22 protein-coding genes are annotated in these 22,002 nt (G+C 51.6%); 10 read left to right on the top strand and 12 right to left on the bottom strand.

All coding sequences use genetic code 11. From position 1 onward, the window contains the following. Positions 1-4: 4 nt before the first annotated feature. Together BM114_RS06905 and BM114_RS06910 are read left to right on the top strand one after the other, a co-directional pair. On the top strand, positions 5-1,270 hold the full coding sequence (locus BM114_RS06905; protein WP_092111840.1) for a hemolysin family protein: 1,266 nt from the start codon (positions 5-7) through the stop codon (positions 1,268-1,270). A 109-nt stretch (positions 1,271-1,379) separates the two neighbouring features. Then, positions 1,380-3,521, top strand: a complete 2,142-nt coding sequence (locus tag BM114_RS06910) for a peptidylprolyl isomerase (protein WP_092111778.1) — start codon at positions 1,380-1,382, stop codon at positions 3,519-3,521. 313 nt (positions 3,522-3,834) lie between these two features. On the opposite strand, the gene BM114_RS06920 is transcribed toward BM114_RS06910, so the two are convergent. Beyond that, entirely contained in the window at positions 3,835-4,653 is an 819-nt protein-coding gene (locus BM114_RS06920) for a hypothetical protein (protein WP_092111782.1), read from the bottom strand. A gap of 105 nt (positions 4,654-4,758) precedes the next feature. Here BM114_RS06920 and BM114_RS06925 point away from each other — a divergent pair, with 105 nt between their 5' ends. From BM114_RS06925 to BM114_RS06935, 3 genes are read left to right on the top strand one after another with little or no spacing between them, the layout of a single operon-like run. Next, positions 4,759-6,033, top strand: a complete 1,275-nt coding sequence (locus BM114_RS06925; protein ID WP_092111785.1) for a replication-associated recombination protein A — start codon at positions 4,759-4,761, stop codon at positions 6,031-6,033. A 12-nt stretch (positions 6,034-6,045) separates the two neighbouring features. Further along, complete coding sequence (locus tag BM114_RS06930; RefSeq protein WP_092111787.1) at positions 6,046-7,002, top strand: D-2-hydroxyacid dehydrogenase; 957 nt, start codon at positions 6,046-6,048, stop codon at positions 7,000-7,002. 2 nt (positions 7,003-7,004) lie between these two features. Then, a complete protein-coding gene (locus tag BM114_RS06935; RefSeq protein WP_092111789.1) occupies positions 7,005-7,649 on the top strand; it encodes a trimeric intracellular cation channel family protein in 645 nt (214 codons plus the stop codon). A 76-nt stretch (positions 7,650-7,725) separates the two neighbouring features. Here BM114_RS06935 and glyA read toward each other — a convergent pair whose 3' ends face one another. From glyA to pyrB, 3 genes are read right to left on the bottom strand one after another with little or no spacing between them, the layout of a single operon-like run. Further along, positions 7,726-9,006: a serine hydroxymethyltransferase gene (gene glyA, locus BM114_RS06940; RefSeq protein ID WP_092111791.1), complete on the bottom strand. Its 1,281-nt coding sequence runs from the start codon at positions 9,004-9,006 to the stop codon at positions 7,726-7,728. Between the two features lie 38 nt (positions 9,007-9,044). Next, complete coding sequence (locus tag BM114_RS06945) at positions 9,045-9,500, bottom strand: aspartate carbamoyltransferase regulatory subunit (protein WP_092111795.1); 456 nt, start codon at positions 9,498-9,500, stop codon at positions 9,045-9,047. Further along, the gene (gene pyrB / locus BM114_RS06950) at positions 9,497-10,450 is read right to left on the bottom strand and encodes an aspartate carbamoyltransferase (protein WP_092111797.1); all 954 of its coding nucleotides are present in this window, start codon (positions 10,448-10,450) and stop codon (positions 9,497-9,499) included. Before pyrB ends, BM114_RS06945 begins: the two co-directional genes overlap by 4 nt. 112 nt (positions 10,451-10,562) lie before the next feature. On the opposite strand from pyrB, the gene BM114_RS06955 reads away from it, so the two are divergent. Further along, positions 10,563-12,875, top strand: a complete 2,313-nt coding sequence (locus tag BM114_RS06955) for a transglycosylase domain-containing protein (protein WP_092111799.1) — start codon at positions 10,563-10,565, stop codon at positions 12,873-12,875. A 20-nt stretch (positions 12,876-12,895) separates the two neighbouring features. On the opposite strand, the gene BM114_RS06960 is transcribed toward BM114_RS06955, so the two are convergent. Further along, on the bottom strand, positions 12,896-13,321 hold the full coding sequence (locus BM114_RS06960; RefSeq protein WP_092111842.1) for an HU family DNA-binding protein: 426 nt from the start codon (positions 13,319-13,321) through the stop codon (positions 12,896-12,898). Positions 13,322-13,862: 541 nt separating this feature from the next. On the opposite strand from BM114_RS06960, the gene BM114_RS06965 reads away from it, so the two are divergent. The 3 genes from BM114_RS06965 to BM114_RS06975 all read left to right on the top strand — a co-directional run bounded on the left by BM114_RS06965 (position 13,863) and on the right by BM114_RS06975 (position 15,776). Further along, the gene (locus tag BM114_RS06965) at positions 13,863-14,396 is read left to right on the top strand and encodes a hypothetical protein (protein WP_092111801.1); all 534 of its coding nucleotides are present in this window, start codon (positions 13,863-13,865) and stop codon (positions 14,394-14,396) included. A 51-nt stretch (positions 14,397-14,447) separates the two neighbouring features. Then, the gene (locus BM114_RS06970) at positions 14,448-15,041 is read left to right on the top strand and encodes a hypothetical protein (protein WP_143089274.1); all 594 of its coding nucleotides are present in this window, start codon (positions 14,448-14,450) and stop codon (positions 15,039-15,041) included. Between the two features lie 171 nt (positions 15,042-15,212). Beyond that, positions 15,213-15,776 carry a DUF5043 domain-containing protein gene (locus BM114_RS06975; protein ID WP_092111806.1) on the top strand — a complete coding sequence of 188 codons (564 nt, stop codon included), beginning with the start codon at positions 15,213-15,215 and terminating at the stop codon, positions 15,774-15,776. Positions 15,777-15,861: 85 nt separating this feature from the next. Here BM114_RS06975 and BM114_RS06980 read toward each other — a convergent pair whose 3' ends face one another. The 7 genes from BM114_RS06980 to BM114_RS07010 form a co-directional block, all read right to left on the bottom strand. After that, positions 15,862-16,005, bottom strand: a complete 144-nt coding sequence (locus BM114_RS06980; RefSeq protein WP_177207067.1) for a hypothetical protein — start codon at positions 16,003-16,005, stop codon at positions 15,862-15,864. Continuing rightward, on the bottom strand, positions 16,002-16,763 hold the full coding sequence (locus BM114_RS06985; protein WP_092111809.1) for a hypothetical protein: 762 nt from the start codon (positions 16,761-16,763) through the stop codon (positions 16,002-16,004). The genes BM114_RS06980 and BM114_RS06985 overlap by 4 nt, the downstream gene beginning before the upstream one ends. Positions 16,764-16,802: 39 nt before the next feature. Beyond that, positions 16,803-17,651, bottom strand: coding sequence for an SGNH/GDSL hydrolase family protein (locus tag BM114_RS06990; RefSeq protein WP_255406453.1), 849 nt, complete (start codon positions 17,649-17,651; stop codon positions 16,803-16,805). Positions 17,652-17,737: 86 nt separating this feature from the next. Then, complete coding sequence (locus BM114_RS06995) at positions 17,738-18,937, bottom strand: tetratricopeptide repeat protein (RefSeq protein WP_092111810.1); 1,200 nt, start codon at positions 18,935-18,937, stop codon at positions 17,738-17,740. 133 nt (positions 18,938-19,070) lie between these two features. Next, positions 19,071-20,276 carry an outer membrane beta-barrel family protein gene (locus BM114_RS07000; RefSeq protein ID WP_092111812.1) on the bottom strand — a complete coding sequence of 402 codons (1,206 nt, stop codon included), beginning with the start codon at positions 20,274-20,276 and terminating at the stop codon, positions 19,071-19,073. Between the two features lie 12 nt (positions 20,277-20,288). Continuing rightward, positions 20,289-21,032 carry a TonB-dependent receptor gene (locus BM114_RS07005; protein ID WP_092111814.1) on the bottom strand — a complete coding sequence of 248 codons (744 nt, stop codon included), beginning with the start codon at positions 21,030-21,032 and terminating at the stop codon, positions 20,289-20,291. A 56-nt stretch (positions 21,033-21,088) separates the two neighbouring features. After that, complete coding sequence (locus BM114_RS07010) at positions 21,089-21,415, bottom strand: carboxypeptidase-like regulatory domain-containing protein (RefSeq protein WP_092111816.1); 327 nt, start codon at positions 21,413-21,415, stop codon at positions 21,089-21,091. Between the two features lie 405 nt (positions 21,416-21,820). Here BM114_RS07010 and BM114_RS14525 point away from each other — a divergent pair. Beyond that, a partial coding sequence (locus BM114_RS14525; RefSeq protein ID WP_218151481.1) for a hypothetical protein occupies positions 21,821-22,002 on the top strand: 182 nt, incomplete at its 3' end.

Here is a 22,002-nt window from a genome sequence, read left to right on the forward strand (position 1 = left end):
CTCCGTGGATATATCTCTTGTTATAGGCATTATCGTTACAATGGTGTTCTCTGCCTTCTTTTCGGGGATGGAGATTGCCTTCGTATCAAGCAATCGCATGCTTGCAGAGATGGACAAGGAGAAAAACAGCCTCGTCCGGAAGATACTCGCCGTATTCTATGACCATCCCAATGGCTTTGTGAGCACGATGCTCGTGGGCAATAACATTGTGCTTGTGGTCTACGGCATCCTGTTTGCCAAGATTTTCGACACGACCCTGTTTGCCGGACTTGATGCGGGAACGAGGGTTCTGCTTGATACCGTCTGCTCCACGCTCGTGGTTCTCTTCACGGGAGAGTTCCTTCCAAAGACCCTGTTCAAGAGCAATCCCAATTCCCTGCTCCGCTTCTTCTCGCCACTCGCATATTTCTTCTACATCGTCCTGTGGCCTATCAGCAAGTTTGCCACCTTCTTGTCTAAATGGCTGTTGAGGGTGTTCGGCATCACGATGGATGCGGAGAGCGACGACGAGGGATTCTCCAAGGTAGACTTGGATTATCTGGTGCAGTCCAGCATCGACAATGCCAGGAACGACGACGATATAGAAGACGAGGTAAAGATCTTCCAGAACGCCCTTGACTTTCCCGACCTGAAGGTCAGGGACTGCATGATACCCCGTACGGAAATCATAGCCACAGACATGAACGACTGCACGCTCGACGAGCTGAAACAGAAGTTCGTGGAGAGCGGACATTCGAAAATCGTGGTCTATGAAGGCGACATCGACCACATCGTGGGCTATATCCATTCGTCCGAAATGTTCCATGATGCCGGTAATTGGAAGGAGAATGTCCGCACCATGCCTTTCGTCCCGGAGACAATGGCTGCCCAGAAGTTGATGAAGACCTTTCTTCAGCAAAAGAAATCCCTCGGGGTCGTCGTCGATGAGTTCGGCGGCACCAGTGGTCTTGTAGCCTTGGAGGATATCGTGGAGGAAATCTTCGGCGACATCGAGGATGAGCACGACAACTCCAACTACATCGCAAAGAAGCTGGACAAGGAGGGCGAATACATCCTCTCGGCCCGCCTGGAAATAGACAAGGTGAACGAAATGTTCGACATCGACCTTCCTGAAAGCGATGACTACATGACGATAGGAGGCCTCATTCTGCATTACTATGAAAGTTTTCCGAAACTGAACGAAATTGTGCATGTCGGCCGTTTCGACTTTAAGATACTCAAGAACACGATGACCAAAATAGAGTTGGTGAAGCTAAAAGTGAATGGCTGATAGCAAATTTTCGCTGAAAAATTCGCTTGTTTACCATCTTTTTGGTATCTTTGTGGGCATTTCAAAATGTAATATAGGTAAATAATAATCAAAAATAAAATAAGTAATAATGGCAGCATTAGGAAAAATTAGAAAAAGAGGAGTGATTCTTGCCAGCATCATTGGTTTCGGTCTCTTCGCCTTCATCGCTGAGGAATTCTTCCGTTCTTGCGACGCAACGAAGAATGAACAACGCCAGCAGGTAGGCCAGGTGTTAGGCGAGAAAATCAATGTGCAGGATTTTCAGGCTCTCATGGAAGAGTATCAGGAAGTCATCAAGATGCAGCAGGGTGCCGAGAACCTGAACGACGAGCAGATGAACCAGGTGAAGGACATGGTCTGGAACACCTATGTACAGACTAAGTTGGTGGAGAACGAGGCTGAGAAGCTGGGCCTGACGGTAACCGACGAGGAGATGCAGAATATCATGCGGATGGGCACCGACCCCATGTTGCAGCAGACTCCGTTCGTCAACAGGCAGACGGGACGCTTTGATGTGAATGCCCTCCAGAAGTTCCTTGCAGACTATAAGGCACAGCAAGCTGCGCCCACGCAGGTGTCCGAGCAGTATAACACACTCTATAAATATTGGACATTCATAGAGAAGACCCTCCGTCAGCAAACTCTTGCGCAGAAGTATCAGAGCCTGTTGGCTCACTGCCTGCTCTCAAACCCCGTAGAGGCCAAGGCCTCTTTCGAGGAAGAGAATCAGGAAGCGCAGATTCAGCTTGCCTCGCTTGCTTATTCAAGCATCGATGACAGCAAGGTGAAGATTGATAATTCCGACTTGAAGGCTAAGTATGCAGAGATGAAGGCGCGTTTCCAGCAGTATGTGGAGAGCCGCGATGTGAAGTATGTCGACATAGAGGTCAGCCCATCACAGGCCGACCGTGCCGCCCTCAACAAGCAGTTTGCCGAATATCATGCGCAGCTTGCCGCTGCGGCCGATCCTACGGATGTGGTCCGCAAGAGCACTTCTTTGATTCAGTATCTGGGTATTCCCCAGACCCGTGAGGCTTTCCCGACGGATATCGCGGCCAAGCTGGATTCCATGGCAGTAGGTCAGGTATCCGCTCCGACAGCGAATGCGCAGGACAATACGATGAACCTCGTCAAGCTTGTTGCCAAGCAGCAGATGCCCGACTCCATACAGTATCGCCAGATTCAGGTGGGAGGTGAGACCGCCGAGGCTGCTCACAAAACCGCCGACTCCATCTATACGGCCCTTGCAGCCGGTGCTGATTTCGAGGCTTTGGCCAAGAAATACGGCCAGACAGGAGCCAAAGCCTGGATTACATCAGCCCAGTATCAGAGTGCTCCTTCTCTGGATGCAGATACCAAGAACTATCTCTCTGCCCTCACCACGACCGGCGTAAACGAGACCCGGAATATCTCCCTCACTCAGGGCAACATCATCTTCCAGGTGCTCGACCGCAAGGCAATGGTTACAAAGTATACTGCGGCAGTCATCAAGAAAGGCATTGAGTTCTCAAAGGACACATATAGTGCCGCCTACAACAAGTTCAGTTCCTTCGTGAGTGCCAATCAAACGGCTGATGCAATCGAGAAGAATGCCGCCAAGGCCGGCTATATGGTGCAGGAGGCCAACGATGTTACTACGGCGCAGCACTACCTTGCAAACATCCACAGTACCCGCGATGTACTGAAATGGCTGTTTGAAGCCGGCGAGGGCGATGTCTCTCCGATGTATGAGTGCGGCGACAACAATCATCTGCTCGTGGCCATCTGCTCACGGATTCATCCCATCGGCTACCGTACCTTGGCTGACGCCCAGGTTCGCGAAATAGTAAGGGCGGAGGTGCTGAAAGACAAGAAAGCTGAGCAGCTTGTTGCCAAGCTGGGGGGCGTAAGCTCCGTTGCGGCAGCCAAGGCCAAGGGTGCCAAGGTGTCTACCGTTAACCAGATTACATTCTCTGCTCCTGTGTTCGTTGCGGAGACAGGTGCCAGCGAGCCGGCCCTGAGTGGTGCCGTTGCAGCTACTGCCAAGGGTAAGTTCTCTAAGAATCCGGTCAAGGGAAATGCCGGTGTCTATGTTTTCCAGGTTGTGGGCAGGACGCAGCGTCCTGGAAAGCTGGATGCCAAGACCCAAGAGGCTAAGCTCCGCCAGAAGGCCATGCAGTATGCCGGCAACTTCATGAGCGAGCTTTACCAGAGTGCCAAGGTCGTAGACAACAGATATCTCTTCTTCTAATCGGAGATTTGCGATATATCAGGGAATCCCAATGTCCGTTCCGGATGTTGGGATTCTTTTTTGTTCTTATGGCTGGAGACGGTTTCGAGCCTGACAAAATCGCCGAGATTGTTAGACAAAATCGGCGATTTTGTCGCACGATTTCGCCGATTTTGTCAGACTGTCAACGGCCTTCCGTAATCCTTGGCTATGCGGCGGACAGCATGCCCTGTCATTACCTCTTGGAAAGAGACACAAAAAAGAGTTGCCCGTGGGTGGCAACTCTTATGGTGTGGGATGGTTTTTCTTGTTTCTTGATGTTGTCTCCGGGAGGTTAATACACGCCGTCGTCCTCGCTGATATCCTCTGCCTCGAGGTTCAGGTCGTCAGGGTCGGCGTCGAAAGTCGTGCGGTAGCTCTCTTCCGTGAGCTTGTCCTCATCGAAAGAGTCCTCGTCCTCCTCGTCGAAATTCTCTCTCTCCTCGATATCTTCCTCTTCTTCCTCCTCAAGGTCGTTGCTCCCGCCCTTATGCCGCTTTTCCTCCTCCTGTTCCGATTCCGGGCGGAAGCGGAGCTTCTCTGCTTCGGGCTTTGCCTTGGCAAAGATGGCTTCCACCCATGTTCCCTTGGGAATTTCCAAGACTTCGAAGCCGTCGGCGATTTTCTTCTCATACATTCCGCCAACCTTGTGCAGACGCTCCTGCGGCAGGGTGGTGGTGCTGATGTCGAAACCTTTCTCGATGATGTCCTTGATGTTCTGCGGCAGCGACTCCCATCCGCCGCCGAAGTTGCGGTCGAGCACCTCTATCAGCTTGGCTGCCGAAATGTGGTGTATGTTCTCGTAGGTGAGGTCGGTAACGCGTGTAATGGGGTGCTTCTTGATTCCCCATTTCACCTTTGTGCTGTCATCCATGCGCACATTCCCTATCTTGAATCCGCGCTCCTCGTATTTCTTCAGCACCTCGGGCTTGTCTATTTTAATATCCTCTATCTCAAAGGCACTGCGTATAATGTCGGTATAACGGCGGATGTTGTCTCTGAAGTCGGCCTCTTTATCGCCGGCTTCCCATAGGCGGAATATGTCGTTCTCCTGAAGATCCCAGACATTGCTCTTGTTCAGTGTCTTAATTGTTATGGCTTTTTTATCTTTCATGAGTGATTCAATTTTGCTGCAAATGTAAGTACTTAATTCTTAATTCGCAAACTTTTAATGGAAAAAATTCATCGGTTTCTTATCTTTTTCGTAACTTTGCGGGTAATGAGTGAGCCATTAGCCGAACGGATGAGGCCTCGCACGCTGGATGACTATGTGGGTCAGAAACACCTGGTGGGCAAGGATGCGGTGCTGCGCAAGATGATAGACGCGGGCCGTATAACCTCGTTTATCCTCTGGGGACCGCCCGGAGTGGGGAAGACCACGCTGGCTCAGATCATTGCAAACAAGCTCGAAACGCCGTTCTATACGCTGTCCGCCGTAACCAGCGGAGTGAAGGATGTGCGCGAGGTCATTGAGCGGGCCAAGAGCGGCAGGTTCTTCAACGGGGCTTCGCCGATTCTGTTCATCGATGAAATCCATCGTTTCTCGAAGTCTCAGCAGGACTCTCTGCTGGGTGCCGTGGAGCGTGGCATCGTAACTTTGATTGGTGCTACCACGGAGAATCCCTCGTTTGAAGTTATCCGCCCCCTGCTTTCCCGCTGCCAGCTCTATGTCTTGAAGCCTCTGGAGAAGGAAGACCTGCTTCAGCTGTTGCAGCGCGCCATCACCCAGGATGTGGAGCTGAGACAGAAGCACATCGTGCTGCGCGAAACCGGGGCGATGCTTCGCTATAGCGGGGGCGACGCCCGCAAGCTGCTCAATATTCTGGAACTGGTGGTGGAGGCGGCCGACGGCGACGAGGTGGAAATTACCGACGAGCTGGTGGAACAGCGGCTCCAGCAGAATCCGCTGGCCTACGACAAGGACGGCGAAATGCACTATGACATCATCTCGGCCTTCATCAAGTCTATTCGGGGAAGCGACCCTGATGCCACTCTCTATTGGATGGCGCGCATGATAGAGGGAGGCGAAGACCCGCAGTTCATTGCCCGCCGACTGGTGATAAGTGCCGCCGAGGACATCGGCCTGGCCAACCCGAACGCCCTGCTGCTGGCCAATGCCGCCTTCGATGCCGTGATGAAGATAGGCTGGCCGGAAGGGCGCATTCCCCTTGCGGAGGCTGCGGTCTATCTGGCTGCCAGCCCGAAGAGCAACTCGGCCTATATGGGCATCGCCTCGGCACTTGACCTGGTGCAGAAGACGGGCAACCAGCCCGTGCCCTTGCACCTGCGTAATGCCCCCACGAAGCTGATGGAGCAGTTGGGGTATCATGACGGGTATAAGTACGCGCACGACTTCCCGGGCAACTTTGTAGAACAGCAATATTTGCCGGACGCCGTCAAGAACGAGCGTCTCTGGCACGCCCAGCACTCGCCTTCAGAAGAAAAGCTCTATCAGCAGATGTTGCGTTGTTGGAAAGACAGATATAAAGATTAAGGAGAAAAGAAAATGAAGATTGTAGTTTTAGATGCTTATTCGGTCAATCCCGGTGATCTTTCATGGGATGGATTGAAGGAAATGGGCGAAGTCGTGGTCTATCCGCGTACTGCAGCCGGCGAGATATTGGAACGCTCGAAGGATGCTGAGGTAATCCTGACAAATAAGGTTCCGTTCAATGTGGACACACTTTCAAGGTTGCCTAAGCTGAAGATGATAGGCGTCCTGGCCACGGGCTTCAACATCATAGACACCGAGGCGGCAAGGACGCGGGGCATTATGGTGTGCAACATTCCCGCCTATAGCACTTATAGTGTGGCCCAAATGGTGTTTGCCCATATATTGAATATCACGAACAGGGTGGACAGCTTTGCCCGTCAGAACCGCGAGGGACGGTGGAGCCAGAATCCTGACTTCTGCTATTGGGATGCTCCCATCCATGAGTTAGCCGGCAAGACCATCGGCATCGTGGGGCTTGGAAATATCGGGTGCAAGGTCGCGCGGATTGCCCGCGACTTCGGAATGGATGTCTTTGCGTATACCAGCAAGAACTCCGCTGACCTCCCGGAGGGCATACAGAAGACCACTATGGAAGGCCTGTTAGGCGTGAGCGACATCCTCACCTTGCATTGCCCCCTGACCCCGGAAACCCGTGAAATGATCAATAAAGACAGCCTCTGCAGGATGAAGCGAGGGGCTATCCTGATTAATACAGGCCGCGGCCCGCTGGTCAATGAGCGGGATGTTGCCAGTGCGTTGGCATCCGGCCAGCTGGGGGCATACGGTGCGGATGTGATGTGCTCGGAACCTCCCGCTGCCGACAATCCTTTGCTTTCACAGCCCCATGCGTATCTCACGCCCCATGTGGCATGGGCTACCTGTGAGGCTCGGAGTCGCCTGATGGAGATAGCGGTGGCAAATGTGAGAGCCTTTGCGGAGGGCACTCCTCAGAATGTGGTCAACCCATAGCCATGACCCTATACGCTGACTTGGAGTTTGCCCGTACGGTGCAGCAGGTGCTGGAGTTCGTCGGTACCTTTGCCTTTGCCATCTCGGGCATCCGTCATGCCGCCGGACAGAAGTTCGATTGGTTCGGGGGCTTCGTCTGTGGAGTGGCCGTTGCCATCGGCGGCGGTACCATCCGCGATGTGATGCTGGGCGTTACGCCGTTCTGGATGACCTCTCCCGTCTATCTCATCTGTACCGCCCTGGCCCAGGTGTTTGTGGTAGCCTTTAAGAAGTATCTCCGTCCCCTGGACAACGCGTGGTTCGTGTTCGATACCCTCGGACTGGCACTTTTCACCATTGCGGGCATCCAGAAGACTCTCGCCCTGGGCCATCCTTTCTGGGTTGCGGTCATCATGGGCTGTATAACAGGGGCTGCGGGCGGCGTCATCCGCGACATTCTGCTGAACAAGCAGCCGGTTATCTTCCAGAAGGAGATTTACGCCAGCGCAAGCATCGGGGGCGGACTGCTCTATTGGGCGATGATAGAGTTCGGGGTGAATGTGGGCGTTACGGCGCTTGCAACCTTCCTTTTCATTTGCATCATCCGATTCCTTGCGGTGCGTTATCATATTTCCCTTCCGGTCTTGACCAGCGAGGATAATGGTTGAGGGATATAGAAAAAACCAAGGGGGCAGGTTTCTCGATTGAGAACCTGCCCCCTTGGTTTGGGTCTGTAGCTGACGATTAGTATGCAAACAGCGGGTAATCCTTCATGGTTGCGTTCACTTTCTCGCGTACGCGGGCAATTACCTGTTCGTCTTCCGGTGCCTGCAGAACCTCGTCGATGAGGTCGGCAATCAGTAACATCATGTCTTCCTTGGCTCCGCGGGTGGTCATTGCGGCCGTGCCGAGGCGGATGCCGGAGGTCTGGAAGGCAGAGCGCTCGTCGTAGGGCACCTTGTTCTTGTTTACCGTAATGTCGGCTGCGACAAGGGCATTTTCTGCCACCTTGCCCGTCAGTTCCGGGTATTTAGGACGCAGGTCGAGCAGCATGGAGTGGTTGTCAGTACCTCCGCTCACGATGGCAAAGCCCTTGTCGATCAAGGCCTGAGCCAGAACAGCGGCGTTTTTCTTAACCTGTGTGGCGTAATCTTTCCATGAAGGCAGGAGGTTCTCACCGAATCCTACGGCCTTGGCAGCGATGACATGCTCTAACGGACCGCCCTGTATGCCGGGGAAAACGGCGCTGTTAATGAGTGAGCTCATCATCCTTACTTCGCCCTTCTTGGTCGTCTTGCCCCACGGATTGGGGAAGTCCCTACCCATCATGATGACTCCTCCGCGTGGTCCGCGAAGTGTCTTGTGGGTCGTTGTGGTAACGATGTCGGCATATTTGACGGGGTTGTCGAGCAGGCCGGCGGCAATAAGTCCGGCAGGATGCGCCATGTCGATCATCAGCAGGGCGCCCACCTCGTCGGCAATCTTCCGCATGCGGGCATAGTCCCACTCTCGGCTATAGGCACTTCCACCGCCGATAATCAGCTTGGGCTTGTTCTCCAGGGCCAGTCGCTCCATCTCGTCGTAGTCCACGCGGCCGCTCTCCCTGTCGAGGGTGTAACCGACATGGTGATAGAGAATGCCCGATGTGTTGACCGAACTGCCATGTGAAAGGTGGCCGCCTTGGTCAAGGTCGAGACCCATAAAGGTGTCGCCGGGGTTCAGGACGGCGAGAAGAACGGCCTGATTGGCCTGTGCTCCTGAGTGCGGCTGCACATTCGCGAACTCCGCACCGAAGACTTTCTTTACTCGTTCGATAGCCAGGTTCTCCACCTCGTCTACCACTTGGCAGCCGCCATAGTAGCGGTGAGCCGGAAGCCCCTCGGCATATTTGTTGGTAAGATAGCTTCCCATGGCCTGCATGACCTCGTCGCTGACGAAGTTCTCAGAGGCAATAAGCTCCATTCCTCTTAGCTGGCGTTGATGCTCTCTTTCGATCAAATCGAAAATTTCATCGTCTTTTCTCATAATATTATTGGGTGTTTTATGTATGTGATTCTTGTCTTTTAGCAGAGTTTTACCTTGCTGATGTCCTGCTCTTTGTCGCAATAGCGGCACTTGATGATGCCCTGTTCCTTGTCTACGACATTGAATACGGTCTCCATAGGCTCGTTGTTCGTGATGCAGACGGGGTTGTTGCACTTCACGATGCCCCTGATCTCGTCGGGTATTTCCACCATTTTCTTTTCCGCGACCTCATAGTCGTGGATGATGTTGAGTACTGCCTTGGGGGCGACAACTGACAATTGTGAGATTTCCGCGTCGGTAAAGAACTTGTCGGAAACCTTGATGATTCCCTTCTTTCCTATTTTCTTGGACTCAAAATAGTTGCCGATGGTAACAGGAGTAGTGAGCTTTTCCAATCCGAGGAGCGACACCACCTGATAGGTTTTCTCGGCAGGAATATGGTCGATGACGGTGCCATTCTCAATGGCAGCTACCAGTCGTTCTTTCTTACTCATGGTTCTATGATGGTTTTATCGTTCTTTACATCCTCCAGCGTGATGCCGAGGCAATAGCAGAAGATGGCCTCGCGGGCATATAGTCCGTTCTTGGCCTGCTGGATATAGTAGGCATGCGGGTTCTCATCCACATCATATGCAATCTCGTTCACCCGTGGGAGAGGGTGCAGAATCTTCATGTTCGGCTTGGCCAGGGTGAGCATTTCGTTCTTCAGGATATACACATTCTTCACGCGCTCATACTCCATCAGGTCGGAGAAGCGCTCTTTCTGTACGCGCGTCATATAGAGAATGTCGGCGTCGGCGATTACTTTATCGTTGAATGCGGTATGCTCCTGATACTGGATTCCGTGCTCCTTGCAGTAGAGTTTGTACTCCTGTGGCATGGCCAGTTCCTTTGGCGCAATGAAGTGGAAGGTCGGATTGAAGTGCCGCATGGCCATGATGAGGGAGTGAACCGTACGCCCGTACTTCAAGTCTCCTACCAGATAGATGTTCAGATTGTCGAGCGTTCCCTGGGTTTTGTAGATGGAATAGAGGTCGAGCAGGCACTGCGAGGGGTGCATGTGGGCCCCGTCGCCGGCATTGACGATGGGCACGGGAGCCACTTCGCTGGCATATTGGGCCGCTCCCTCTATGTAATGTCGCATGGCGATGATGTCGGCATAGTTGCTCACCATGAGGATGGTGTCCTTCAGGGTTTCCCCCTTGGTGGTACTGGAGGTCTTGGCATCCGAGAATCCGATAACCCTTGCGCCGAGCCGGTTGGCCGCTGTCTGGAAGCTGAGCTGGGTGCGGGTGGACGGTTCAAAGAAGAGCGTGGCCACGACTCGCCCCTTCAGCAGTTCCCGGTTGGGATGTTTCTCAAACTCCTGCGCCATCTCGAGCAGATAGAGCAGCTTCTCCCTCGAGAGGTCGGCAATCGTTACGAAGTTATGTTTTTCCGTCATGTTGTGGGTCGATGGTTCTGATTCGACCGCTAAGTTACACATAATTTTTAATTTAATGGTGCTATTTTAAAAGAAAAATTGTATTTTTGCATATATTTATGGATATTGGCAGATGAGAAAATTGTTTATACGCTTCCTCTGGATAGCTCTTGTTTCGATAGTGGGCATATCGCTGATGGTTTTCGTCGCAATATGGAATGGCTGGGTGGGATATATGCCCGAGATGGAGGATATCATGAATCCGCTCGACCGGTCGGCCACTCAGGTGTATTCTTCCGACGGTATCGTGATGGGCACATGGAGTGCCAATCACGAGAACCGCATCATCATTCCCTATTCCAAATTGTCGCCCCATCTTGTCCACGCGCTGGTGTCTACCGAGGACGAACGGTTCTACGACCATTCGGGGATAGACTTCGTGGCTCTTGGGCGTGCCGTGGTGAAGCGGGGCATCTTCGGTCAGGAGAATGCCGGCGGAGGGTCTACCATCACCCAGCAGTTGGCCAAGCAGCTCTATTCCTCGGTCGCCCATTCCTCGTTGGAGAGGCTTTTCCAGAAGCCGGTGGAGTGGGTCATCGCCGTCAAGCTTGAGCGCAACTTCACCAAGGAGGAGATTATTGCCCTCTATCTGAATAAGTTTAACTTCCTCCACAATGCCGACGGCATCAAGACGGCGGCAAATACCTACTTCAACAAAGAGCCCGGCGACCTCACTATCTGCGAGGCCGCCACGCTGATAGGACTATGCAAGAACCCCGCGCTCTTCAATCCCGTTCGCTTTCCGGAGCGTAGCAAGGAGCGGCGCAATGTGGTTCTCGGCCAGATGCAGAAGGCAGGCTTTCTCTCCGCGGAGGAATACCGCACTTATTGTGCGGAGCCTCTGAAGCTCAACTTCCACCGCATCGACCACAAGGACGGCACGGCCGCCTACTTCCGTGAGTTCCTGCGGCAGTATATGACGGCCAAGCGCCCCGATCGCGGCGATTATCCTTCTTGGAATCAGAATCAGTATGTATTCGACTCAATAGCATGGGTTTCAGACCCTTTATATGGATGGTGCAACAAGAACTTCAGGCCCGACGGCAAGCCTTATAATGTCTATACCGACGGCTTGAAGGTCTACACGACCATCGATTCGCGGATGCAGCAATATGCCGAGGAGGCTGTCTACACCCATGTGGCCAAGTTCCTGCAGCCTAAGTTCTCCGCGGAGAACCGTCGCAAGCCGAATGCCCCGTTCACGGACAAGCTCACCCCCACGGAGGTGCGCCGCATCCTGAACCGCTCGATGAGCCAGAGTGAGCGTTACCGGGTGATGAAGGCGGCCGGCGCAAGCGACGAGGAGATACGCACGGCGTTCCGGACGAAGACGCCCATGACGGTGTTCACCTATCACGGAGAGATAGACACCACGATGACTCCCCTGGATTCCATACGCTACTACAAGTCGTTCCTCCGTGCGGGATTCATGAGCATGGATCCGAAAAACGGCAATGTGAAGGCCTATGTGGGCGGGTTGGACTATAATCACTTTATGTATGACATGGTGATGGGTGGCCGCCGTCAGGTGGGCTCCACCATCAAGCCGTTCCTCTACTCGCTGGCGATGGAGAACGGGTTCTCTCCCTGCGACCTCGCTCCCAATGTGCAGCGCACCTATATCGTGGCCGGAAGACCCTGGACACCGCGCAATGCCTCGCGCCGCCGCTACGGTTCGATGGTAACCTTGAAGTGGGGACTCGCCCAATCCAACAACTGGATCTCGGCTTACCTCATGAGTCAGCTCAACCCGCAGCAGTTCGTGAGCCTGCTCCACGAGTTCGGCATCAACAATCCTGATATCCATGCCTCCATGTCGCTGTGCCTCGGACCTTGTGAGGTATCGGTCGGCGAGATGGTGAGCGCCTACACCACCTTCGCCAACAACGGCATCCGATGTGCCCCGATATTCGTCTCCCGCATTGAAGACAACGAGGGGAATATCATCGCAAAGTTCCAGCCCCGCATGAACGAGGTCATCAGTTCGCAGAGCTGTTACAAGATGCTGGAGGAGCTGATGGCCGTCGTCGACGAGGGAACGGCCGGCCGGCTGCGCCACAGGTATAACTTCACGGGGCAGATAGGCGGCAAGACCGGCACCACCAACCGCAACTCCGACGCATGGTTCGTGGGCTTCACGCCGCAGCTGGTGAGCGGATGCTGGGTGGGTGGCGAAGACCGCGACATTCACTTCGACACCATGGCGATGGGGCAGGGAGCCACGATGGCCCTGCCCATCTGGGCGCTCTACATGCAGAAGGTGTATAAAAACGCGTCGCTGCCCTATAAAGAGAATGCGGTGTTCGATATTCCCGAGGACTTCAATGCGTGTGCCAAGGACGAGACGAGCGTGGACCTGAACGGCATCGACGAAGTCTACGAATAGCGGACTCGCATGCTCCGGGCTCACCTCTCCACGGCGTTCACCGGGGCAAACTTCACCTCGACATCCTCGCAGAAGGTCTTCTTCTGCCGGCCGTGGCGGCCGCTCTTCCGCCCCTCGGGCACGAAACGGCACTTTACGCCCTTGATGTTCATGCCGATGTGGAAGGCCTCCGGCTTCTCGGCTGGCAGACTTTCCACGGTGAGGTGAAACCGTCCGAGGCCGTCGATGACCACGGTCTTTCCCCCTTGCAGCATCTCGGTCATGGTGTCGGTGAGGGCGTCCATCATGCCTTTCACCTCTCCCCGCGTGAAGGTGGTGTTTGCCTCTATCGCGCGGGCGATGTCGTCGGTGTGAGCCTCGCCCGTCGATAAGGTCTTTGCAAACCACTTGCCGCTGTTCTTGTCGTGCGGCATCCTGTTTCTCATAAGCTTGATTAAAATTGCCATAGTGTGTTTGAATTTAGGTTGGTAATATGTTCTTTCGTTCGTATAGATTCCCGTTCCGAAGGCAGAAAGCCGTTCCCCGTTTGACAAAATCACCGATTTTGTCCCATGATTTCGCCGATTTTGTCGCACAATCTCGCCGATTTTGTCAGGCTGATAACGGCTGACAGGATTCCTCCTCCTTGCCTTTCGGGATTCCAACTGCAAAGATAAGACCTCTTTCCGCTTTTTCCAAAAGTAAACTGCGGCTTTTGGGGCAAAACGGGGTGGCTGCGAGGCATAAATTTATAGATGTGTTAAAATAGTCATGTTCGGGACAGAAAAACAAAGAATAATTAGTATCCTGTGCATTTTTTGACTATTTTTGCCCTGGACGAGAGGCACTCGGCCGTGTGAAAACAAGTTTTTATTATACAACTCTATAAAACCTTTACCTTATGGATTTGAATTTAAAACATCTTTTGAAGTGGACAGAAAACAAATGAAGGAAGCCCTGAAGAGGTGGGACGAACAATGGATTACAAAAAAATAAAGCCGACTAATCATGAGAAGAAGATACCTGTTCATACTGGCGGGCGTTATCGTTTCGGCGCTGCTGCTTGTCCTCGTGCTGATGGATAGGCATTATCGCAATTATTATATAACGGGTCTGACCATGGAGAAAGTCTCGCCCGGCAGTCAGAAAGATGCCGTCGGATGTTATCTCGTGTCATTCTCCGTCCGCTATTCCAATCCGGAGTATGGACTGTTCATAGGCGGGTTGCAACCTGGTCTTAATGGACTTGAGAAAAAGATTCGCGCCATCACATTCTATGCCAGTCGCCGGCAGGCAATCAGCTCGCCCATTCGGGTCTTGCCGGATGCGGCGGGCATGAATGAAGAAGGTTTCCGAGAGGAAGACGGCACGGCTTCTGAAGCCTTCGGAATAGATTCTCTCGTGAGGGGCATAAACGACAATAGCATTTTCAGGGGTGGATATGGAGGACGATTTGTGGCAGTGATTGATTCCGTGGAAGAAAGCCCCATGGCCGTGGAAGTGGTGTTTGAAGACGGCTCAAGGCTTAGGGGCGGTCTGTAGTTTGTGGACTGGCACCGCATTTGCTAAATGAGAACCATGTTAAAGAGACTAATGATGAAAGAATTAAGGAATATAGTTTGTCGGGGATTATTGGTGTTCCTTGTGTTGTTTCTGTCGCAATGTGCTCATCATGAGAATAGCTATGAGGGACTTGTCGACAACTTTAACGAGCACGAAGAAGATTTTTCTGAACTGATAGCAACTTTCAGTCTTCAATTAAAACATCATGACACGGGGAACTATCAGATGGAACTAACGGTAGGGCAGGACCGCGATTCCATCTTCATAGGTCGTACACCTTATATTATCAATGAAGAGCCAGGGGAGCAACCGGTTCGTCTGTGGTTGAGAAAGGGGACTCCTGAATACCGAAACGGCCTCAAAGAGTTAGGCTGGACGGAGATTTCCGCGAGCAGGGCAGGAGCTTTGTTGCGCCGCGTGAACTGCAAGACGATTCGCTCGGTGAACTATAGCGGGGGCTGCCAGATAGAGATTCTGCCGGAGGGTGATGATGCCTTTGTCTCCCATTCCTATTTATATTATGAGCGGCCTATCACCGGGGATAGCGTCAAGACTTATGGAAAACCTGTCAGTCATTCTGCGATAGGACGGCATTGCACGGTCTCCGTTATCTCCGTTCTGTGAATCCTGTTCTGTGTGATGCCCTTTTGTTGCGGTTGATGAATAAATTAAACGAGGAGAAGACAAGGCCTTATACCCAGATTGCTCCGATGACAACAATCTTAATAAATATAATGAAAACCGAGTAGGCGATGATAATTTTTCTAATCTTAAAGTATTAACGAAAGGATGTAAATGATGAAACCAAGAGCTTTTTTATTAATTCTGTCCCTGTTCCTGCTGTCTTTGCCATTGCGGGCACAAACGAACTATTATCAAACCACCAAGGATTTTCATGAGGACGGGTATGTTTATCGATGCGAAACATACGGCGGCTCGGGATATTTGCAATTGTATAATCTGAACAACAAATACATACATGTTTCGCAGAAGTATCTTGCTACAGGAAAGAATGTGCCTATGTATGACATGACCGAGGAGTTCGAGAAAGAGAACTGGACAAAGCCTAAATGCTATTCTATAGTTAATAATGCTTTTACCAAGGAGCAGACGGAAAGTTGCAGGGGACATACTTTGGGGATAGAGCTTTATATTAATTCTGAGACAGGAAAGGTGATGGAAGTAAGTTTCGACTTTGTTAATTTCGGGCCTTTTGCCTATATTCCGGTCTCCGTGTTTCGAAAGATTGAAACGCAGTTAATAGAGGGCGTGTGGTTCGTACCTACTGAAGGAGGTCGTAAGTTGAACTATATCTCCCTTTACTGGAACCAAGAACTCGGCACTCAGATACATAAATGATGCCCTCCGTATGCGTCAGAAGTTGAAGATCGGCCTGCTGTTATGCCCTTCGTGAGCATGCCCGAGGGGCAGGTAGAGCACGGCCTTACCTCTTTTTGAATTCCGCGAAGCGGTAGTTGGGATAGTATTCGGTCTTGTCTCCAAACTGGTATGCCGTGGAGTCTTGTAGCTCGCACCTCACGCTCAGGCTGACGGAGTCCTTCTGGTGCTTGGCCGTCTTGAACTTCACGGTGGCCGTCTTGGTGGAGTCGCAGTCAATCTCAAGCGACCGCAATGCCACCTCATAGTCAATGGGGAGTGCCCTTGCAAAATCAGCTCGTCATCGGCATGCCCGCCCCCGGCAAGAAGTCTACTGATGAGCGGGGAACGCAGGTATTGCTCGAAGAGCGGCTTCAGTTGCTCCACGGTGGGCTGCGCCACCTTCTTCTGGTGCAGGTAGAGGGTCATGAATTCGTCGAGGCTGTTGATAATGTCGCTTTCCTCGTCGCCCACCTCCATTGTGAGCACATAGAGATCCGGCTTGCGGCCGGGGGTGTAGCAGTAGAGCATGTTCCAGCAGGCGTCAGTCTCGGGCTCGCAGTCCCATGCTTGCAGATACAAGGTGTTGTCGGTGGTGAGCAGAGGCGCCACTCCCTGCAGTTGGCACACCCCCTCTTTGCCTACGAAAGTCTTGGTGCGCAGCTCCTTGTCCTTGCACAGCAGCTTGTTATTATAATATAAGGTGAGGAACGCGGAGTTGTCTCTCACGGGGTAGTCAGACTTCGGGTCGATGACCAACTCATTGGGCTCAACGCGCAGATGAATGCGCCAGGCTCCTATGATGGTATCCGTAACGCCTGCAGGGGAGCTGTAGACGGTGTCGCTTACGGCGGCGGACCGGTCGGTTTTCAACATGCTCTTGCTGTCGGATTTCGTAGCCGTAGTGGCATTCCTTGTGCCGCATCCTGCGAGGATGAGCATCAGGACGAAGGACAGGAGAGATTTCATCTTGTGAGCAAGTTTATGGGTTGAGGTGGTTATACCTTGTCAATTCAGGCGGCAGGGCAGGCCGAGGAGCTGGAAGAAGAGGGTCTGGGCCATGATTCTGTGCCCGTAGTCGTTAGGGTGCAAGAGGTCGTCGGGGGCATTGAACTTCTTCGCCTGCTCCTTGATGAGTGGGAATAGGCCGGACAGGCTGCCGAGGTCTATCACGGGAACGGCCCACACCTCCTGTGTCTCCTTGATAGCTTTCACATACTTGTCGAGGTAGAGTCCGGCTCCGTTTTGATACGATTCGTCAATCTGGATGTTCCGGTCTTTATGGGTAAAGAGTGCCCTGTGGAGCGGGGTGAGTATCACGACCTGCTTGTCGGGATACATCGTCTTGAGCTTCTTCATGGCAATGTTGATGCGCCCTTTCAGCGTTTTCTGGTTGTAGTCGAAGTGTCTCCGGGTTCGTGTAACGACCTGCTTTGGCTGCCCCCACCGCTTTACGGTCGTCTGCTCCTTGGTCTCGGTATACCAGATGCCGATGGGCAGATCGGCATAGTAGTCGTTTGTGCCCATGAATATCAGTATGGCGTCAAACTCATTGCCGTGTTGTTTGTAGAGGCTGTCGGCCTGATTGGGCACATCATCCCATTGCCGGCCGCTTACGCCATAGACATAGCTGGTGGCATGGAGCCATTCTTCCAGATATTTCCAGTATTTGGTCTTCGACGCGTGGTTGTCCGGGTCGGTGATGGAATCGCCGAAATAGGCAATGCGCGCAAACTGCCAGGGATGGATTTCCCGCAGGGCCTCGATGTTGTAGCCCGGATATCCGGGTGCCTGAGCCATGATGCCGAGTGTAGGGAAGAGGCACATGGCGATGAAGGATATAATTCTTGTTTTCATTCCAAATGGATTATTTGTATGTCAGGTTATGGGGGGAGCAGGGCGGCATCTGCCTCCCGCGCGTCTTGCCCCCATGCTCTCGGGAGCTATTTCTCGAGTTTCACATTTTCTCCTTTCTTGATTCTGTCAATCATCTCGCCGTTCAGCTTCCCGGGAAAGTTCTTCTCCAAGAGAGCGTCCAACTTCTCGCGGCTCTTGTCGTGGGCCTTGATATACTGCTCGAGATACTTCACCTCGCCGGTATATTGCTTGTTGGCCTGATAGTAATTGAGCACATCCACCATGGCATCCTTGAAGGTGTCGAGGCTGAAATCGGCCTTGCCGGTGGCAAGGGCATACTTGCTGCACCCGGCGATATAGGCCACGAAGTAGGCCATTGACTTCTCGTTGTTCATCAGCTTGGCTTCGTTCTCGCCGATTACCACATGGCTGTCGCCGGTAGCCTGGGACCAGTTCATGATGTAAGAGGCGGCATCATTGATTTTCGGGTCGGTAATGTAGTGATTGAGGAGATACTCTATGCATCTCGCCGCATCACGGTTATGGGCATGGGCGACGGCAGCCGAAGTGAATTCCACGGGTTGTGGCAGGTCGAGCTCGCCGTCCTCGGTTTCCTTTTTCAGGGTCTCGAGGCGCTCGGCGAGCTCTTTGGCTTTGGCCTTGTCGCCGTTTTCCTCATAGTATTTGCACAGATATTCCGCTTCTTCTATATATTGATTAGAGTGCTCCCCATAGAGGTTCTTGAGAATGTTGAGGGCCAGCAGTTCGTGGTGAATGGCCTTGTTGTTGTCTCCGCTGAAGTGAGCCAGTTCCGCCACATGCAGTTGGATGACCGCCATATCCCTGTCGTTTTCGTGGAAATTCTGGTATACGGCGAGGGCTTTCTGGGCATTGGCCAGCCCTTCCGGATATTTTTCGGCCGCACTCTGGTAGAGGGCGAGGTTGTCAAGGGCAAAGGCGTAGGTCTTGTCGGTGGTGTTGATGTGTTTTCCGTAGAGGTCTACCACTTGCTGGGCAGTCTTCAGCGCTTGGTCAAGCTGTTTGGTGCGATAGTAACATTTGCCCAGTTGTATAAGGCTCGCGATATAGGTGGAGTCGCCCTCGCCGACCTCTTCCTTCAGGGCGGCAAGGTGCTTTTGCCGGATTTCCAGTGATTTTCCGTAGTTCTCCTCGTCAAAGAGCTTGTTGGCGATGCTGTCGAGCTTGGCCGCCTTTGCCGATTGCGCTTGTACGGCAGAAGGCATCATAATCAGAAGGGCGACGATTGTCAGGAATGCTTTTCTCATTTTCTGGGTGTTTTAAAGAGGTTATTATCTTTTAATGAAGCCAAAGTTCGGAAAAACTTCTGATATATGCAAGCATTTTGCGGGAAAACAAGCAGGTGGGTGGGGCACACTATTCGTATAGTCCGAGCATGACCTACAATCGTTTGATGTCTTTCTCGAGAGAATTCTTTCCTCTGTACTTTGTTTTCCTGGAATTTATCCTGTAGGTGATATTGACGGAAAAGTTCCATAGATGATAGTCCTCTGTCTGCGTGAAGTGAAAGGCGTCTACCAGTTCCTTTTCCCTGAATTTCATGCCATGAAATATGTCTTTAGCCTGCAGGCTGATGATGAATCTGTCTGACAAAAAGGATTTTTGTAGTCCTATGTCAATGGAGTGAAAGGGTCTCAGGCTCACGGCCCCTTGATTGCCGCCGGTGTTATAATAGATGTAGGAAGAAAGCAGATAGTTGTGCGGTAATTGGAAGTGTTGATTGAAAACAGCATAAACCGACGCTTTGTTGTGGTTAATCTCTTCGCCCCGATAATCATATTTAAAGAAAGGCTGACTGATTCCCACAGACAAGGAGGGGCTCCATATTCCGAGTTTCTTCTGCATATTCAAGTAGAAATTGAGTTTCCTTATCGCAGGATAATTCCTATAAGTGCTTACTATGATATTGTCTTTTCCATTATTATAGAAGCTCAGGGCAATATAGTCTTTCTGATAGGTGTATTCCATCGAGAGCATTATGAATTTATAGCTGGAATATAATTGTAGGGAGTATAACCTGTCAGGAACCAGCTTCGGGTTGCCTTGCTGATACATATACTCATTGCCATAATAGCTGGCATTACTCATCTGCCTGAATGTCGGGCAATTAATCTGTGAGGAGAATACCAGGGTGTGATTCCACGAGCCATTAGTAAATGATGCCTTTAATGAGGGAAAAAGATGCCGGTAGTGTTTGCGGATTTCGCTTCCCGCATTGAGGCTGCTATACTTATAAGTGTAATCTTCATAGCGCACTCCGCCGAAAAGGGTTAAGCCATTGAACAGTTGCCTCAATTCCATAAAGGCAGCGTATATGTTTTCTTCGGTTTTATAGTTTGTACTTGCTTTGTCAATAGAGGAAATGGTTAGATTCCCCTTGCTGCTCGTATAGTTGGCCTCTGTTCCCCAGACGATGGTTGCCTTCGGAGAAAGCTTCAATGTCCAGTCTAGCTTCACGGCAAACAGGTCTTGCTGGCCGTTGCCCTTGCTATAGGTCTCGACGGGAGCCCTGTCCGCATGATATTCCGTTGTGTTTTGATAATAGTCGTTTTTGTTGTGCACATAGTCCGCGTTGATGTCGCCAATTACTTTTCCCCACTACCAATTACAAAAAGTGTTGAGATGCTGGTAGTTAATGCGATTACGGTAATGGTTGTCAATCGTGGCTGAATTTATCGGGTTGTTGTTAACCGAATAGGAGAGCGTCCCGTTTCGGTGCTCCTTGTTAGTGTATTGCTTCCCGTCCCAGGACAACCCGAATGATTTCTTATCATTGATGGCATAGTCCGCACTTACCTGATAGTCAAGTGCTGGTGTTCGGGTCTTTCCCCATTGGTCTTTGTCATACCTGTGCAAATCATGTGATGCTGCCAGTTCCGTAGAGGCTGGTTGGGTGAGTTTGCCGTTATTGTAGTCGTAGCTCAGGCTGCCGGAAATGCTTAGTCCATGGTATTGGTAGCCTAATACGGCACTCTGCCCGCCGGACAATCTGTCGCTTCGCTTAAGATATGTTTTTGTGAGTAGCGAGATACCATCGTTCTTGTGAATGGTGGTTATTTTGAGAACGGCTCTGCCTGCCGCATTGTACTCGGGTCCCGGGGATGTAATCAGTTCAATCTCCTTTATCTCAGACGGCACAAGCCGCGTCAACTCACTTTTCGACCTTATTGGACGGTTATCTATATAAATGATGGGCGAGCCTTTACCAAATATTTCAATGCCGCCTGAACGCCCTTTTATTGCGCCTGGGAGTTGGGGCAGTAAGTCGTCAAGGGTATTGAGTCTGGAAAGTATTGTCCCGTCTACTTGTACCAACAAGGATCCTCCCTTTTGTCTGAACATGGGTCGTGAGGCTTTTACTACGACTTCCGATAATGCGACCTCACTCTTTTTAATGGTTATTTTACCGAGATCTTCGTTATCTCTTTCTCTGCAATGTCAAGATAGGTCGTTGAATATCCTATGGATGAGACTCTCAATATCGCTGCATTCTTTGCCTTGTTAATCATGAAGCTGCCGTCTGCTGCTGTTGTTGTTCCTTTGATAAATGTGCTGTCCCGCGATAGCAATACGATGTTTGCAAAGGGAATGCCCGCATTTTCTCCATCAATGATTTTTCCCGTAATTTCTTGTCCCCGGCCTATTGTCGGGAAAAGCAAAAGCCCGCTAAGGCAGAAAAAGCCCATTATAAGTAATGAACAGCTTATAGGTTTGTGTGAATTCATACTCCTTTATAATGTTTATCTGCTTGATTGGATTGTTAGTCTTTCTTTTAATATAACGGAGATGGCCGGGGATAGTCAACGGTTTTAACTCTTCTTAAGATTCATCTCCCTTACTTCCCGAGATTCGATGTGGTCTTGCCAGACTCTTGAGGTACCGAGGTGATGCCGGTAAAGTTGCGCTTTATGGGTCGTCTATCATTTTCTTGTCCGACCTTCTTTTCTTTCTTCTTCCTATATATAATATAAGGTGTGTCTTGTTCTTTGTCGTTTTTTTTGTCAACATTCGCGAAAACTTTCGCTTTTCCCGAAAATATTTCCTTTGAAAAGTTGCGTGGTTTCGATTTTTGTATTACCTTTGCACTCGCTTTCGCCCTTCGGGGCGTAGCCGGATGGAAACGAAGTTCTTTGAAAGGTTTACATGGAGAGAGACAGGCAGTACGCCGCTGTCTCCGCCTCTGGCGGAGCGTCAGCGGAGGAACGCAGGTAGTCCGTCCGGCGGGAGGCCCAGGCCTTTGGCGGGACGGATGTCCGAGACAAGGAAAGCTCGTCGAGCCGGTTCTGAAGGAAATCATTTCCCTCAAGGACAC

Source organism: Prevotella sp. KH2C16, assembly GCF_900113305.1.
GTDB lineage: Bacteria > Bacteroidota > Bacteroidia > Bacteroidales > Bacteroidaceae > Prevotella.

What these genes read in the sequence shown, in the direction of transcription:
- BM114_RS06920 (WP_092111782.1), bottom strand. Translation starts at nt 4,653, where the DNA reads ATGAAAGATAAAAAAGCCATAACAATTAAGACACTGAACAAGAGCAAT.
- glyA (WP_092111791.1), bottom strand. Translation starts at nt 9,006, where the DNA reads ATGAGAAAAGACGATGAAATTTTCGATTTGATCGAAAGAGAGCATCAA.
- BM114_RS06990 (WP_255406453.1), bottom strand. Translation starts at nt 17,651, where the DNA reads ATGAAAACAAGAATTATATCCTTCATCGCCATGTGCCTCTTCCCTACA.
- BM114_RS07005 (WP_092111814.1), bottom strand. Translation starts at nt 21,032, where the DNA reads ATGTTCAGACAAAAGGGAGGATCCTTGTTGGTACAAGTAGACGGGACA.
- BM114_RS06935 (WP_092111789.1), top strand. Translation starts at nt 7,005, where the DNA reads ATGACCCTATACGCTGACTTGGAGTTTGCCCGTACGGTGCAGCAGGTG.
- BM114_RS06970 (WP_143089274.1), top strand. Translation starts at nt 14,448, where the DNA reads ATGATGAAAGAATTAAGGAATATAGTTTGTCGGGGATTATTGGTGTTC.
- pyrB (WP_092111797.1), bottom strand. Translation starts at nt 10,450, where the DNA reads ATGACGGAAAAACATAACTTCGTAACGATTGCCGACCTCTCGAGGGAG.
- BM114_RS06965 (WP_092111801.1), top strand. Translation starts at nt 13,863, where the DNA reads ATGAGAAGAAGATACCTGTTCATACTGGCGGGCGTTATCGTTTCGGCG.
- BM114_RS06930 (WP_092111787.1), top strand. Translation starts at nt 6,046, where the DNA reads ATGAAGATTGTAGTTTTAGATGCTTATTCGGTCAATCCCGGTGATCTT.
- BM114_RS06975 (WP_092111806.1), top strand. Translation starts at nt 15,213, where the DNA reads ATGATGAAACCAAGAGCTTTTTTATTAATTCTGTCCCTGTTCCTGCTG.
- BM114_RS06925 (WP_092111785.1), top strand. Translation starts at nt 4,759, where the DNA reads ATGAGTGAGCCATTAGCCGAACGGATGAGGCCTCGCACGCTGGATGAC.
- BM114_RS07010 (WP_092111816.1), bottom strand. Translation starts at nt 21,415, where the DNA reads ATGAATTCACACAAACCTATAAGCTGTTCATTACTTATAATGGGCTTT.
- BM114_RS06955 (WP_092111799.1), top strand. Translation starts at nt 10,563, where the DNA reads ATGAGAAAATTGTTTATACGCTTCCTCTGGATAGCTCTTGTTTCGATA.
- BM114_RS06985 (WP_092111809.1), bottom strand. Translation starts at nt 16,763, where the DNA reads ATGAAATCTCTCCTGTCCTTCGTCCTGATGCTCATCCTCGCAGGATGC.
- BM114_RS06960 (WP_092111842.1), bottom strand. Translation starts at nt 13,321, where the DNA reads ATGGCAATTTTAATCAAGCTTATGAGAAACAGGATGCCGCACGACAAG.
- BM114_RS06995 (WP_092111810.1), bottom strand. Translation starts at nt 18,937, where the DNA reads ATGAGAAAAGCATTCCTGACAATCGTCGCCCTTCTGATTATGATGCCT.
- BM114_RS06945 (WP_092111795.1), bottom strand. Translation starts at nt 9,500, where the DNA reads ATGAGTAAGAAAGAACGACTGGTAGCTGCCATTGAGAATGGCACCGTC.
- BM114_RS06910 (WP_092111778.1), top strand. Translation starts at nt 1,380, where the DNA reads ATGGCAGCATTAGGAAAAATTAGAAAAAGAGGAGTGATTCTTGCCAGC.